At 63.3% G+C, this 16004-nt stretch carries 4 protein-coding genes; 1 reads left to right on the forward strand and 3 read right to left on the reverse strand.

Annotated elements, in window-relative coordinates:
* Window positions 1–31: 31 nt before the first annotated feature.
* Window positions 32–13033, reverse strand: coding sequence for a non-ribosomal peptide synthetase (locus L6D82_RS13455; RefSeq protein ID WP_236189575.1), 13002 nt, complete (start codon window positions 13031–13033; stop codon window positions 32–34).
* Between the two features lie 380 nt (window positions 13034–13413).
* Between L6D82_RS13455 and L6D82_RS13460 the strand changes: the two genes are divergently transcribed.
* The gene (locus L6D82_RS13460; RefSeq protein ID WP_236189582.1) at window positions 13414–13968 is read left to right on the forward strand and encodes an RNA polymerase factor sigma-70; all 555 of its coding nucleotides are present in this window, start codon (window positions 13414–13416) and stop codon (window positions 13966–13968) included.
* 73 nt (window positions 13969–14041) lie between these two features.
* On the opposite strand, the gene L6D82_RS13465 is transcribed toward L6D82_RS13460, so the two are convergent.
* Both L6D82_RS13465 and L6D82_RS13470 read right to left on the reverse strand, forming a co-directional pair.
* Window positions 14042–15055: a GNAT family N-acetyltransferase gene (locus tag L6D82_RS13465; protein ID WP_102686439.1), complete on the reverse strand. Its 1014-nt coding sequence runs from the start codon at window positions 15053–15055 to the stop codon at window positions 14042–14044.
* Between the two features lie 87 nt (window positions 15056–15142).
* On the reverse strand, window positions 15143–15940 hold the full coding sequence (locus tag L6D82_RS13470; RefSeq protein ID WP_102686440.1) for a substrate-binding periplasmic protein: 798 nt from the start codon (window positions 15938–15940) through the stop codon (window positions 15143–15145).
* Window positions 15941–16004: the final 64 nt, after the last annotated feature.

A 16004-nucleotide genomic window follows, 5' to 3' on the forward strand; every position in this document is an offset into this window, starting at 1 on the left:
TGATCGATGTTGAGTTCACAGACGCTGAAGACTACAACCCCTCCAGCTCCGCCATCAGGTCATTCAACCGATCAACCTTCTCCTCGGTAATGTCGCTGGCCGCCAGCCCTTCGATGTACCCGGCCAGTTCCTCCACCGTGCTGCATTCGAACATCGCCCGCAGCGGAACGTCCCGTTGCAGGGCTTTCTGCACCCGCGAGGCGATCTGCGTGGCGAGCAGCGAATGGCCGCCGAGTTCGAAGAAGTTGTCGCGTAGCCCGACCTTCTCGACCTTCAGCACCTCGGCCCAGATATCGGCCAGAGTCTGTTCCAGCACGCTGCGCGGCGCCAGGTAATCCTGGCTTTGCAACTGGCCGATCTCCAGCACCGGCAAAGCCTTGCGGTCGAGTTTGCCGTTGGCGTTGAGCGGCAACCGGTCGAGCCACAACCAGTGCAGCGGCACCATGTATTCCGGCAGTTCGGCGCGCAGGCGCTGCTTGATCCGCTCCAGCCGTTCGCTCTGATTCAGTGCGGAATCTGCGGCCACCAGGTAGCCCACCAGATGCTTGCCGTTGACGCCTTCCTGCACGCCGACCGCGCCATCGCGAACTTCCGGTTGCTCATGCAGACGCGCCTCGATTTCACCCAGCTCGATCCGGTAACCGCGAATTTTCACCTGATGGTCGACCCGGCCGACGTACTCCAGCACACCGTCACTGCGACGGCGCGCCAGGTCACCGGTGCGATACAGCCGCTCGCCCGGCGCACCGAATGGATTCGGCACAAACACCGGCGCGGTGCGCAGCGGATCGCTGACATAACCGCGACCGACACCGGTGCCGGCGACGCACAACTCACCCACCGCACCCAACGGCACCAGATCCAGCGCACCATCGAGCAGGTACAACAAATTGTTGTCAGTCGGCGTACCGATCGGCAAGTAACTGCCGCGAGTCGAGGCCAGGTCGACGCGGAAGAACGCCACGTCGTCCGAGCACTCCGCCGGGCCATAGGCGTTGACCAGACCGATCTCTGGGTAACGCAGAAGCCATTGGTGCGCCAGTTCCGGCGGCATCGCTTCACCGGTTGGCAGCATCCAGCGCAGACCGTCGAGGCTCAGGCGATCCGAAGCGAGCATGCCCTGGATCAGCGACGGCACGCTTTCCAGCACGGTGATGCCCTGCTGTTGCACATGCACCAGCAAGCCTTGCGGATCGTGGGCGATGGTGTTCGGCACGATGTCCACCCGCGCACCGAACAACGGCGCGGCGAGGAATTGCCAGACCGAAATGTCGAAGCTTTGCGAAGCGGTCTGGGCGATCACATCGGCGTCACTCAGGTTCAGATACGGCACCTTGCTCAACTGGTTGTTGAGCATGCCGCGCTGCTCGACCATCACGCCTTTCGGCAACCCGGTGGAGCCCGAGGTGTAGATCACGTAGGCCAGATTGTCCGGGCCACTGAAGATGCCCGGATTCGCCGACGACACCGCGCCGGCCTGAACCTCTTCCCACACCAGCAAGCGTGGACGGTTGGCGCAGCTGAATTCATCCAGCAAGGTCGTCGCCTGTTCACGGCAAGCCTTGGTGCACACAAGCACCGGCGTGCGGCTGAGTTCAATGATGCGTTGCAGACGCTGGCTCGGCAGGCCCGGATCCAGCGGCAGGTAACCGGCACCGGCCTTGAAGCTGCCGATGATCATGCCCAGCAGATCCAGATTCCGTTCAGCCAGCAGCGCCACCGGTTGATCCCTCTGCACCCCGGCTGCGACCAGTGCGTGGCCGAGACGGTTGGCGTTCTGGTTCAACTCGGCATAGCTCAGTTGCTGATCAAGGCAACTGGCGGCAATGCGTTGCGGATGTTGCGCGACCTGGGCTTCGAACAGCTCGACGTAGCTCTGTTCCAGCGGATAGTCGTGCTCACTCTGGTTGCAGCCGTGGAGCAAGAAGTCCTGTTCCTCGAGGCCCAACAGCGGCAGGTCGGCCATATCGCCATGGAAGCCGTCGACCAGTGCCAGCAACAGACGCTTGAACTCGCCGAGCATGCGCTCGATGGTCGATTCGTCGAAGTAACGCTGGTCGTAAGACAGGTGCAGACCGAGGTCGTCGCCCGGATAGCAAACCGCCGTCAGCGGGAAGTTGGTGTGGGTACGGCCCGAGTCCGAGGTCGCGTTGAGGCTCTGCGCGCGGTCCAGCACCGAGACTTCCACCGGGGCGTTTTCGAACACGAACAGGCTGTCGAACAGCGGCTGGCCTTTCGGCAGTTCGCTTTGTTCCTGGATGTTCACCAGCGGCAGGTATTCGTACTCGCGCAGTTGCATGTTGCTGTCGAGCAGACCGCTCAGCCACTGACGCACGCTGGCGCGCTGATCGTCCGCCGGGATCTGCACCCGCAGCGCGATGCTGTTGATGAACAGGCCGACGGTGCGCTGCATCTCCGGCATCTCCACCGGGCGCCCGGCCACGGTCACGCCGAACAGCACGTCGCGATCACCGCTCATGCGGCGCAGCACCAGTGCCCACGCCGCCTGGGCGAAGGTGTTGATGGTCAGTTGATGGGCCTGGGCCAGTTCACGCAGACGGGCGCCGTCCTCGACATTCAGTCGCGTGTAGCGGTCGCCGACGATCATGCCGCCGCTTTCGCCGGCGTGTTCACGCAGAAACGGACGGTCGCTCGGGATCGGCGTGGTGCGCTCGAAGCCTTGCAGGTTCTGCTGCCACCACTGACGCGCTTCGGCCAGGCTCTGGCGTTGCAGCCAGCCGATGTAATCGCGGTAGCGCGGCGGCATTGCCAGTTGCGCTTCGCGACCTTCGCCGAGGGCGGTGTAGATCTCGAAGAAATCGTTCATCAGCAGCGAACGGCACCATGCATCGATCAGGATGTGGTGGTTGCTCATCATGAACCAGTAACGCGCCGCGCCGACCTTGATCAGGCGCAGGTGGAACGGTGCCTGATTGAGCAGATCGAACCCGGCTTCGCGCTCGGCCTTGAGCAGCGCTTGCAGTTTCGGCTCTTGCTCGGCGTCAGCGATGGCGCTCCAGTCCAGATACTCGATCGGCGTGCGCCCCGGTGTGTGGATCACTTGCAGCATGTCTTCGCCGACGTTCCAGCAGAACGACGCACGCAACGCTTCATGACGGGCGACTACTGCTTGCCACGCCTGGGCGAAACGTTCGGGGTCAAGTTCGCTGTTGATGCGGTAGCGATCCTGCATGTAGTACAGACCGGTGCCCGGTTCGAGCAAGGTGTGCAACAGCATGCCTTCTTGCATCGGCGTCAGCGGGTACACGTCTTCGATGTGCGCCGCCGGTACCGGCAGTGCGTCGAGTTGGGCCTGGGTCAATTTTGCCAGCGGGAAGTCCGACGGCGTCAGGCCACCGGCCTCGTCCTGCAGGCAATGTTCGATCAGGCTCTGCAACTCGCCGACGTAGGCATCGGCCAGCTCGTTGATGGTCTGCGCGTCGTAGCGTTCGGCGCTGAAGGTCCAGCGCAGCAGCAACTCACCGCCGTACACCTGACTGTCGACGCTCAACTCGTTCGGCAGCGGTGCGTGCGGATCGTGGGCAGCGCCGACCGACTCATCCAGCGGACGGAACAGCGCATCGCTGCCGAAGCTCTGGTCGAACTGGCCGAGGTAGTTGAAGGTGATCGGTGCGTTCGGCAACGCCGTCATGCTCTGACGGCTGGCATCATCGGCGAGATAACGCAGCACGCCATAGCCCAGACCTTTGTGCGGCACGGCGCGCAGTTGTTCCTTGATCGCCTTGATCGAAGCGCCCTGCCCGGCAGCCTCTTCGATGTTGTGTGGGGTCAGGCGCAGCGGATAGGCGCTGGTGAACCAGCCGACGGTGCGGGTCAGGTCGATCTCGTCGAACAGGGTCTCGCGGCCGTGGCCTTCCAGTTGAATCAGCGCCGAGGGCTGACCACTCCAGCGGCACAGCACGCGGGCCAGCGCAGTCAGCAGCAGATCGTTGACCTGCGTGCGATAGGCGCTCGGTGCCTGTTGCAGCAGTTGCCTGGTGCGTTCGGCATCCAGACGCACGCTGACGGTTTGCGCATGACGATTCTCGCGACCGCCCTCAGGACGTTCGCACGGCAAATCGGCAGTCGGACCGGCCAGTTGCGCTTGCCACCAGCTCAGTTCTTCACGCAGGGATTCGCTGCCGGCGTAAGCCTGCAAACGCGCCGCCCAGTCCTTGAAGGCGCTGGTTTTCGCCGGCAGTTTCACCGACTGATCGGCGTCGAGCTGGCGATACACGGTTTGCAGATCGTCGAGCAGAACCCGCCACGACACACCGTCGACCACCAAGTGATGGATCGCAACGAACAGCCGTTGCTGACCTTCCGGCCCATCGACCAGCACGGCGCGCAGTAGCGGACCCTGGGCAAGGTCGAGACTGCGCTGGGCGTCGGCGAACAGTGCAGCGCACTTGTCCATCGACGGCACGCGAACCTGCCACAGCACGGCGGCATCGGTGACCGGTTGATGGGTCGCTTGCCATGCGCCGTTGACCCCGGTGAAGCGCAGACGCAGGGCGTCATGCTGCTCGATCACCGCCAACAGCGCTTGCTCCAGACGGTGCTGTTCCAGCGCAACCGTCGGTTCCAGCAGAAGCGCCTGGTTCCAGTGCTGACGCTCGGGAATCTCGGTGTCGAGGAACCAGTGCTGGATCGGTGTCAGACGCGATTCGCCCGTCACCAGACCTTGCTCGGCGGTCACGGTTTCACTGCGGCTGGCAACGGCGGCCAAGGTCTGCACGGTCTGGTGCTGGAACAGATCACGCGGGCTAAAGTGAATGCCCTGCTGGCGCGCCCGGCTGACCACTTGAATCGACAGGATCGAGTCGCCGCCCAGTTCAAAGAAGTTGTCGTTCAGACCGACCTGCCCGACGTTGAGCACCTCGCACCAGATCTGCGCCAGGGTTTGCTCCAGCTCGTTGCTCGGCGCCACGTAATCCTGACGATTGAGCTCCGGATCCGGTGCTGGCAACGCGCGACGGTCGAGTTTGCCGTTGGCGGTCAGCGGCATGCTCGCCAGCAGAATCAGGTGGGTCGGCACCATGTAGTCTGGCAGTTGCGTCTTGAGGTGCGCCTTCAGCGCATCGCGCAGTTCGGCCTGCTCGGCTTCGCTTCGCGAAGCGACCTCGGTCACGAGATAGCCGACCAGTTGCTTGCCGCTCGGCGCATCCAGCGCCAGCACCACCGCTTCGCGGATCGAATGGTGATCGAGCAGGCGGGTTTCGATCTCGCCCAGCTCGATGCGGAAACCACGGATCTTCACCTGATGGTCGATCCGCCCGAGGTACTCCACCAAGCCGTCGGCGCGCTGGCGCACCAGGTCGCCGGTGCGGTACATGCGCCCGCCATCGACGGCAAACGGGTCAGCGACGAAACGTTCGGCAGTGATGCCCGCACGCTCGTGATACCCAACCGCCAGACCGGCGCCACCGACGAACAATTCACCGGTCGCGCCTTGCGGCACCAGCGCCAGATCAGCGTCGAGAATGTAGGCCACGCGATCACCGATCACGCTGCCGATCGGCACACTGCCGGCGCCCTCTTCCAGCACTTCAGGCGCAAGGCTGGCCAGCGGCATGACCACGGTTTCGGTCGGGCCGTAGGCGTTGAAGAACAGGCTCGGTTTGAACGCCGCACGAATCCGTTGCAGGTGTTCGCCGGTCAGCGCTTCGCCGCCGGTGATGATCATGCGCACCGGCAGAATGTCGTTTTGCGTCGCAAGGAATTGCGCCAACTGGCTGCCGTAACTCGGGGTGAAACCGAGAATATTGATCCGATGTTCGCGGATCAGGCCGCAGATTTCTTCAGCGTCCCACTGGCCTTGCGCACGCAACACCACCTGCGCACCGCTGAGCAGCGGCACCAGCAGTCGCTCGGTGGCAGCGTCGAAGTTGATCGAATAGAAGTGCAGTTCGCAGTCGTCCGGACGCATGCCGAAACGCTCGATCACCGCCTGGCAATGCATGGCGATTTCACCGTGGGACACCACCACGCCTTTCGGCTTGCCGGTGGAACCCGAGGTGTAGATCAGGTACGCCTGATGCTGCGGCAGGCTGATAAATGGCAGCTCGGTAGCCGGGTAATCGGCCAGCGCGGCGCTGTCATCTTCCAGGCACCAGCGCGCCACGTTCGGCGGCAGTTCGCCGAGGGCCTTGAACATCGCGCGGTCGCTGAGCAGCAGGCCGACGCCGCTGTCTTCGATCATGTAATGCAGGCGGTCGAGCGGGTATTCCGGGTCCAGCGGCACATAGGCGCCACCGGCCTTGAGGATCGCCAGCAGGCCGACGACCATTTCCAGCGAACGCTCCAGCGCCAGACCGACCCGCACTTGCGGGCCGACACCGCGTTCACGCAGGGCCCAGGCCAGACGGTTGGCGCGGGCGTCGAGTTCGGCGTAGCTCAGGGTCTGCCCGGCGAAGGTCAGGGCCGGCGCATCTTTGCGCGCCAGTGCCTGCTCGGCGAACAGGTGATGAATGCACTGGTCGAGACGACGCTCGCCCGGCTCGACGCCAAGGCTGTCGAGCAATTGCTGTTGCTCAGGTGCATCGAGCAGCGGCAGCTCGCTGAGGCGTTGCTGCGGGTTGGCGATCAACGCTTCCAGCAGGTTGCGCCAATGTCTGGCCATGCGCGCGATGGTCGGTTCATCGAACAAGTCGGTGCTGTAGGTCAGGCAGCAACCGAGGCGATGGTCGAGGTCGGTGACTTCTAGGTTGAGGTCGAACTTGGTCGCCCGCGCATCGTTGGCCAGGTACTCGACGGTCATGCCGGCGAGCATGCGGCTCTGCTGGAATTCCCAGCGCTGCACGTTGCACATCACCTGGAACAACGGGTTGTAGGCGGCACTGCGCGGTGGTTGCAGCGCTTCAACCAGATGATCGAACGGCAGATCCTGATGGGATTGACCTTCGATCACGGTGTGGCGCACTTGCTCCAACAACTCGCCGACCGACATCTGGCCGTCGAGCTGGCAACGCAGCACCTGGGTGTTGAGGAACGCACCGATCAGGCCTTCGCTTTCCGGGCGGATACGGTTGGCCACCGGCGCGCCGATCCGCAGATCGGTCTGGCCGCTGTAGCGGTAAAGCAAGGTCGCAAGGGCGGCGGTCATGGTCATGAACAGGGTCAGACCGTTCTGCGCATTGAACGCGCGAACCCGCGCGGCCAGATCGTCGCTGAGGTCGAAACGGAACAGTTCACCCTGGTGACTTTGCACCGGCGGACGCGGACGGTCGCCCGGCAGTTCCAACAGCGGGTGTTCGCGGCCCAGTTGCGCAGTCCAGTAGTCGAGCTGACGCTGACGCTCGCCGGACTCCAGCCAGTTGCGCTGCCACACGCTGTAGTCGAGATACTGCACCGGCAGCGGTTGCAGCGGCGATTCGCGGTCATCGACGAACGCTTCGTACAGTGCGCTGAGCTCACGGGCGAAGATGTCCATCGCCCAGCCTTCGGTGACGATGTGGTGCAGGGTCAGAACGAAGTAATGCTCCTGCTCGGCGGTCTTGACCAGGCAGGCGCGCAGCAGCGGGCCGGTTTCCAGATCAAACGGCAGGTGTGCTTCGTCGTCGGCCAGTTGCTGGACTTTCTGCTCGCGCACATCGGCGGCGAGTTTCGAGAAATCCTTCCAGTCCATGCGCACGCCGGTTTCGGCATGCACCTGCTGACGGGCCACGCCGTCGATGCTCGGGAACGTGGTGCGCAGGGTTTCGTGACGCAGGATCAGCGCTTGCAGCGCGGCCTCGAAACGCCCGACATCCAGCACGCCACGCAGGCGCGCCATGCCGCCGACGTTGTACGCCGGGCTGTCCGGTTCCATCTGCCAGAGGAACCACATGCGCTGCTGGGAATAGGACAGCGGCACCGGTTTGCTGCGATCAACCTTGTCGATCGGCGGCTGTTTGTTGGTGCGGCCGCTGGCCTGGATCTGGCGGATCTGCTCGGCGAAATCACCCAGTTCGCTGTGCTCGAACAAGGCACGCAGCGGCAGCTCGACGTCGCAGGCCTGGCGGGTGCGGGAGATGATTTGCGTGGCCAGCAGCGAGTGACCGCCGAGGGCGAAGAAGTCGTCGCGCAGGCCGATCTGTTTCAGGCCCAGCACTTCGCGCCAGATCGCAGCGATCTGCTGTTCCAGCTCGGTGACCGGCTCGACGTGTTCGCGCACCTGCCATTGCGGCTCGGGCAAGGCGCGGCGATCGAGCTTGCCGCTCGGGCTCAGGGGCATTGCGTCCAGGCGCATCAGTTGCGCGGGGACCATGTATTCCGGCAGCTCGGCGGCGAGTGCGGTTTTCAGGCGAGCGATCTGCGCGTCTTGATCTTCATTGGCATCGGTGGCGGTGAAGTAACCGATCAGTTGCGGGCCGGCGACGGTTTCACGCACCAGCACGGCGGCCTGAGCAACGCCGTCCTGAGCCAGCAGACGCGCTTCGATTTCTTCCGGCTCGACGCGGAAGCCGCGCAGTTTGACCTGCTGATCGAGACGGCCGAGGTATTCGATCACGCCATCATTCGTCCAGCGTGCGCGGTCACCGGTGCGGTACAGCCGCGCGCCCTGCTCGCCCAGCGGATCAACCACGAAACGCTCGGCGGTCAGCGCCGGACGGCCGAGGTAACCCCGGGCCAGGCCGATGCCGCTGATGCACAGTTCACCCGGCACACCGGCCGGCACTGGATTGAGATCGCTGTCGAGCACGCGGCAGACCACGTTGCCCAGCGGGCGGCCAATCGGCGAACGCTCGCCATCGGCCACGGTGCAATGCCAGTGAGTGACGTTGATCGCGGTTTCGGTCGGGCCATAACGGTTGTGCAGTTGCACCGCTGGCAGTTGCGCCAGCACGCGGTTGCGCAGCTCTGCCAGCAGCGCTTCACCGCCGGAGAACACGCGGCGCAGGCTGGTGCATTCGGCACTCAACGGTTCGTCGATGAACAGCGAAAGCAGCGGCGGCACGAAGTGCAGCGTGGTCACGCCGTATTGCTGAACCAGTTGCGCGATGCGATGCGGATCGCGGTGTCCACCGGGGCCGGCGATCAGCAGGCGCGCGCCAGTGATCAGCGGCCAGAAGCACTCCCACACCGACACGTCGAAACTGATCGGCGCCTTTTGCATCAGCACGTCGGTGTCGTTCAGGCGATAAGTGTTTTGCATCCACTGCAGACGTTCGGCCAACGCCGCGTGAGTGTTGCCCACGCCTTTCGGCTGGCCGGTGGAGCCGGAGGTGTAAATCACGTAGGCGAGGTTGTCGCCGTGCAGGTGCAGACCCGGTGCCTGGCTCGGCCAGTTTTCCAGGTGCAGGGTGTCCATGGCGATCACGCTGACACCTTCGCTGGCCGGCAAGCGGTCGAGCAATGACGTCTGGGTCAGCAGCAGTTCGACGCCGCTGTCGCTGAGCATGTAGGCCAGACGATCGGCCGGGTAATCCGGGTCCAGCGGCACGTAGGCGCCACCGGCCTTGATGATCGCCAGCAGGCCGATCAGCAGTTGCGGCGAACGCTCGGCGGCGATGGCCACGCACACGTCCGGGCCGACGCCTTTGTCGCGCAGGTAATGGGCCAGACGGTTGGCCTGGGTGTGCAGTTCAGCGAAGTCGAGGCTGCCGCCGTCCCATATCAGGGCGGTGCGATCAGGGGTTTGCCGCGCTTGTTCGTTGAGCAGTTCCGGCAGCCATTGTTGCGCCGGGGTGCACGGGGCGATGCTCCACGCATTTTGCTGAGTGTGCTCGGCGGCGGTCAGCAGTTGCAGCTCGCCGATGGTTTGTTCCGGACGTTCGCAGACGGCACGCAGCAGGTTGCTGAAATGCTCGGCCAGTCGCTCAATCGTCGCAGCGTCGAACAGCTCATCGGCATAGTCGAAGGACAGCGTCAGACGCCCATTGCGGTCTTCTTCACTGTGCAGTTGCAAATCGAACTTGGCCTCGCGGCTGTGCCACGGCAGTTCTTCGGCGAGCAGGCCCGGCAGACGTTTCAGCGCGCTCAGATCGCGTTGCTGGTGGTTGAACATGACCTGAAACAGGCCCTGCTCGCGCGCCTGTGGGAAGGCTTCCAGCAGTTGTTCGAACGGCAGATCCTGATTCGCCTGGGCGCCGAGTGCAGCTTGTCGGGTTTGCGCCAGCAGTTCGGTGAACGGCAGACGCGAATCGACGTCGGCGCGCAGCACCTGAGTGTTGATGAAGAAGCCGATCAGGCCCTGGGTTTCCAGGCGCGGACGGTTGGCGTTGGGTACGCCGATGCGGATGTCGCGCTGGCCGCTGTAGCGATGCAGCAGGCTCTGGAAAGCCGAGAGCAGCAGCATGAACGGCGTGGATTGATAGGCTTGGGCCGTCTGGCGGATCGCGTCGCTGAGGCTGTTCCCCAGACGAACAATGTGGCGTGCGGCGCTGTGAATTTGTTTGGCAGAACGCGGATGGTCGGTCGCCAGTTCCAGGGTCGGATGCTCGTCACCCAACTGCGCTTTCCAGTACGCCAGTTGCCGTTCGCCCTCGCCTTGCGCCAGCCATTGGCGCTGCCAGCTGCCGTAGTCGGCGTATTGGGTTGGCAGCGGCGCGAGTTCGGCGCGCTGGCCTTGGGAAGCGCCGGCGTACAGGCGCGAGAACTCGTCGATCAACACGTTCAGCGACCAGCCGTCGGCGATGATGTGGTGCAGGGTCACCAGCAACTGGTGATCTTCGTCGTCGAGGCGAACCAGCGTCACCCACAGCAACGGGCCTTTCTCCAGATCGAACTGGGTGCGGGCTTCGTCCTCGCGGATCTGTTGTGCGCGGGCTTCACGTTCGGAGACTGGCAGGTCGCTGATGTCGATCAGTTGCAGATTGAATTCGCCCGCCGCTTCGACCTGTTGCAGGGCCACGCCATCGCGCTCGAAGAAGCGCGTACGCAGGGATTCATGGCGCTCGATCAGTTGCTGGAAACTGGCGCGCAGGGCGTCTTCGTCCAGTTCGCCGCGCAGGCGCAGGGCACCGGGGATGTTGTAGGCGCTGCTCTGCGGGTCGAGCTGCCAGGTGATCCACAGTCGGTTTTGCGCCAGCGATTGCGGCAGCGCTTCGTTGCGCGACAGTGCGGTGATCTCGCCTTGGGCGCTACCGCCGTCCTGCTGCTGTTGCGCCACGGCGGTGGCGAATGCGGACAGGGTCGGGGCTTCGAACAGCAGGCGCAGGTTCAGCTCCAGGCTCAGCGCTTCGCGAACCTTGGCAATCACTTGGGCGGCGGCGATCGAGTTGCCGCCGAGCAGGAAGAAGTGATCGTCGGCGTTGACCTGTTTGACGTTGAGTTGCTCGGCCCAGACTTTGCCGATCAACGCTTCCAGTTCGGAGGCGGACGCGGTCGACTCATGAGCGGTTTCAGCGGTGGCCGACGGGAACACCGCGTAGCTGTCGAGGCTGCCGTCGGCCAGACGATTGCGGCAGGCCGAACGTTGCAGCTTGCCGCTGGAAGTCTTCGGCAATGCGCCCGGATTGAGCAGCACAACCACGCTCGGTGCTTCCTGATAGGCCTCGGCCACGGCCTGGCGGATGGCTTTGATCAGTGCTTCAGGCGGGAGGATTTTCTGCACGCTGCGGCTGATTTCCGCCGCAATGCCGATGCCTTCTTCGCCATTCTGATTAACCGCGAATGCTGCAACGCGCCCCTTGCGCACCACCTCAACTTCGTTCTCGACCGTCTTCTCGAGATCCTGCGGGTAGAGATTGTGACCGCGCACGATCAGCATGTCTTTCAGGCGTCCGGTGATGAACAGTTCACCGTCGCGCATGAAACCCAGGTCTCCGGTGCGCAGCCAGGTCTGGCCGGCGTGCTGGACGAAAGTCTTGGCGCTGGCCTCGGCGTTGCGCCAGTAGCCGAGGGCAATGCTCGGGCCGGCGGCCCAGACTTCACCGACGGCATTGTCGGCCAGCTCTTCAAGGGTGTTCGGTTCGACGATCAGCACCGCATGATCGGGCTGACTGATGCCGCAGCTCATGATCGGGCTGCCCTCGCCCGGCTCGGCGCGGTTTTGTGCCAAGGCTTGATCGTCGACGCGCAACGCCGGAATCCCTGTGCCCCGCGGTGTGCCGGCGACGAACAGGGTCGCTTCCGCCAGACCGTAGGACGCCATGAAGCTGTTTTCGCTGAAACCGCACGCGGTGAATTTCTCGGCGAAGCGTTCGAGGGTGTCGAGACGGATCGGCTCGGAGCCGGAATAGGCCACACGCCAGCGGCTCAGGTCGAGACGTTCCAGCGCCGATTCGCTGACCCGCTCGCTGCACAGACGATAAGCGAAGTCAGGCCCACCGCTGATGGTGCCGCCGTACTGGCTGATCGCTTCAAGCCAGCGCAACGGCCGGCCGAGGAAGTACGCCGGCGACATCAGGATGCACGGCACACCGCTGAAGATCGGTTGCAGCAGACCGCCGATCAGGCCCATGTCGTGATACAGCGGCAGCCAGCTGACGATCACGTCGTCCGGGTTCACGTCGATGCCGAAGCCGTGGCGGATCAGCAGTTCGTTGGCCACCAGGTTGCCGTGGCTGACCTGCACCCCCTTGGGCAGCGCGGTGGAACCGGAGGTGTATTGCAGGAAAGCGATGTGGTCTTGCGGCAAGGTCGGTTCGACCCAGCGCTCGGCCAGCGCAGCGTCGAGGGTGTCGACGCACAGCAGCGGCGGCGCGCCTTCGATTTGCTGCAGGGCGTCGCGCAGGTCGGCGCTGGTCAGCAGCAGACGCGGCTCGGCGTCGGCAATGATCGACAGCAGGCGCTCCTGATGATGACGCTTGGCCGATTCCGGCGGATAAGCCGGCACCGCGATCACGCCCGCGTACAGGCAACCGAAGAACGCCGCGACGTAATCCGGGCCGCTCGGGAACAGTAATACCGCGCGATCACCGAATCCGGCCTCGGCCTGCAACGCCGCGGCGATGGTGCGCGCACGCTGATCGAGTTCGCGATAACTGAGCACCACAGCCTGCGCCTCGGTTTCAGCGAGAAAGCGCAAGGCCAGCCGATCCGGCGTCAGAGCCGCGCGGCGCTGGAGGGCTTGGACCAGGGTGCTGGGGAGTTCGAACGCGTCGGTCATGAGGTTTCCTGCCTGAATTCGGCTTGCTGGTGGAATCGGGTTGGCTGCGGCATGCCCATGCAAGGCATGCGGGACACGGTCTTTGCCGACCGTGCAAGGCATTGGAATGCGGTAGGTCCGGGGCTGCGTACCCGGATCCATTCACCAATGAGAACGGATGACGTCTTGAAATAATTAGTCGGCAGGCTGGATCGCCAACGGGGCTGGGCGCTTGGGCGAGTGCGGCGGCGTGTCGCAGTTCTCAGATCGCACTGTTATGGATCATTAGTTCTCTTTCTCAATTGACAATCATTATCATTCAACATAATTTGTCGCTCGATGTGTAGGACGGCCCCGTCCCCCAGGCGTCCCACTAACCTATTGGCAGCAAGGTGATTTCCATGACGGAACAAGTATCCACAAGCAGGTGCGATTCACCGCTACTTCAGGCATTCGTCGACAATCGACTGATTCTGGTCAAGATTGCAGCCCGCATTACCGGCTGCCGGTCACGCGCCGAAGATGTGGTGCAGGATGCGTTCTTCCGACTGCAGTCGGCGCCGCCGATCACGTCGTCGATCAAGGCCCAGCTGAGTTATCTGTTCCAGATCGTGCGCAATCTGGCGATCGATCACTACCGCAAACAGGCGCTGGAGCAGAAGTACGCCGGCCCCGAGGAGGAAGGGTTGAACGTGGTCATTCAGGGCGCTTCGCCGGAAACCTCGCACATCAACTTCTCGACCCTGGAACACATCGCCGACGCGTTGACCGAGCTGCCGGTCCGCACCCGCTATGCGTTCGAGATGTACCGTCTGCACGGCGTGCCGCAGAAGGACATTGCCAAGGAACTCGGCGTTTCGCCAACGCTGGTCAACTTCATGATTCGCGATGCGCTGGTGCACTGCCGCAAGGTATCCGGCAGCCGCGCCGATGCGGTGTCCGCGAACAGTCGCTGACCTGAAACAGAGCCAAAAAAAAGATCGCAGCCTTCGTTGAAGGGTTGCGATCTTTTTTGTTTTCAGCGAAATATCACACCAGCGTGCACCGGTCGAAGAACCGCTCGCGCCCGAGAATCATCAGCGCCGCGCGCTTGTGCGGGAAATCGAATTCTTTCTCGCAGTGGAAGCACTGGTTGTGCATGTGGCCGATCATCTTCGCGTTGTCGGCACGCGGTTCGGCAACAACGCGCTGCGTGCGCGGATCATCCAGGAACAGATAATGCACCAGCGCCGACAGCCAGCTCGCCACCTTGTGCGGGCCGCGATGGTCTTCTTCCCCGACCAGCATGTGAATGCCGCGATCGTAATTGTCGGCATCGTAGAACGGCGCGATGCGATCTTCCTTGGCCCAGTAAGCTTCGAAATAGGCAAACGGCTGATCATCGAAACAACCGATCAGGGTCAGCGTGTGCGGATCGGCGTCGAGCTTGCTCAGGTACTCGCGATGCTGTTCGAGGCTGCCCTCTTCCTGCCAGAAACTCGCGACGCGCGGGCTGTTCTGCCAGCGATTGAAACGCGCCAGATCCTGCTCGATCTCCACCGTTCGCAGGGAAATCCAGGCACCGAGACGGGCATCGAAACGCCGATAGACTTCCCCACGCGGTTTCACCGGGCGCAGCGGATGACGCTTGCCGTTGCTGATGACCATCTGCTGCGGATAGCTGCCGGTCAGCGATGTGCCGAGCCACGGCTGCGGCAGTTGCCAGAACAGCGTGCGCTCGCAGCGGTATTCACCCGCCACTTCAGTGCCCACCAGCAAACCGCTGAGCAAGGCTTCGGTCGGCGCCTGATCGAGTTGCCAGATCAATTGCTGACGCGCCGGATCCCGGGCAAACAGCCAATAACAGGCTGCCCACAGCGCCTGGCCCGGCGGCAGTGCATAGCGCTCATCGATCTGGATCGGCCCCTGGCCTTCACGATCAAGACGCAGGCGAATCAGCGGTTGCCCGTCCAGGCTCAGGCTCAGACGGCTTTCGGTGGCATCGGCTACCAGTTGGCTGCCCGAAGGCAGGGCCAGGGCAGTCAGGTCATTCAGATTGGACATGGGTCGGGCTCACGATAATCGTCGACAGTTCAACGATGGGACGTGAGCCGGGGCGGGAAATTTAGGCCGTTCGGCAAAAACCGCCGGTCATTGATGCGGTACCGGCACCACCGCAATCTTGTACGGATCGAAGATCTTCAGCATCTGCCCGTTGTCGCGCAGGCCCTGCAGCAGCTTGCCGAACGCTTCACCGGTGATCGGCGCCTTCGGACTGAGAATCGCGTAGTGGTGGTAGATCTGGTCGATGCGCTGGGACACCAGCAACTCGTCGCGCACCTTTTCGTTGCGCAGCAGGTAATCGAACAGGTACGAGCGAGTCACCAACGCAATGTCCGCGCGCCCGCGCAAGACCATCAGCAGGTTGCTGTCGTGGGAATAGGTCAGCGTGGCGTTGTAGGTTTCGGCGAGGTACTTGGGATCGGCGTTGAAGTTGGCGAATTCGTAGTGATAGCCGCTGTACAGCGCCAGCCTTTTGCCCTTGAGATCCGCGAAGTAGTTCTGCTGGCGTCCGGGCTTGTTCTGCGCGACGAAAATCTCTGCGTCCTCAAGCCCCATGTCGACGGTGGTGTGGGGAATGTCTTTCCAGCCCCACTCCGGATTTTCGAAGATCGCCATGTCGGTGCGGCCATCCTTGAAATCGCCGAACCGGCGAGGAATCGAGGTGGGCACCAGTTCAAAACGATAGTCGCTCTGGGCGCTGTTCAACGCGGCGACCAGTTCCGGCAGCAGGCCGGTGTCGGCGCCGTTTTCCGGGCGAATGGTGTAGGGCGGAAAATGCGCTGCGCCCACCCGAACCACCTGCGCCGCCGGAGCAGGCAATACCCATAAAGCAGCCAGCGCTGCGAGCATCAGCCCGGCGGCCGTCCGAATTGGCGAAGACTTCAAAACACCCCACTCCCCGAAAAAGTACCGATCATTGCATTCAAGCTAGGCGGTTTCGCCCAGTTAG

Origin of the sequence: Pseudomonas paraglycinae (genome assembly GCF_021601625.1) — a bacterium.
Lineage (GTDB): Bacteria > Pseudomonadota > Gammaproteobacteria > Pseudomonadales > Pseudomonadaceae > Aquipseudomonas > Aquipseudomonas paraglycinae.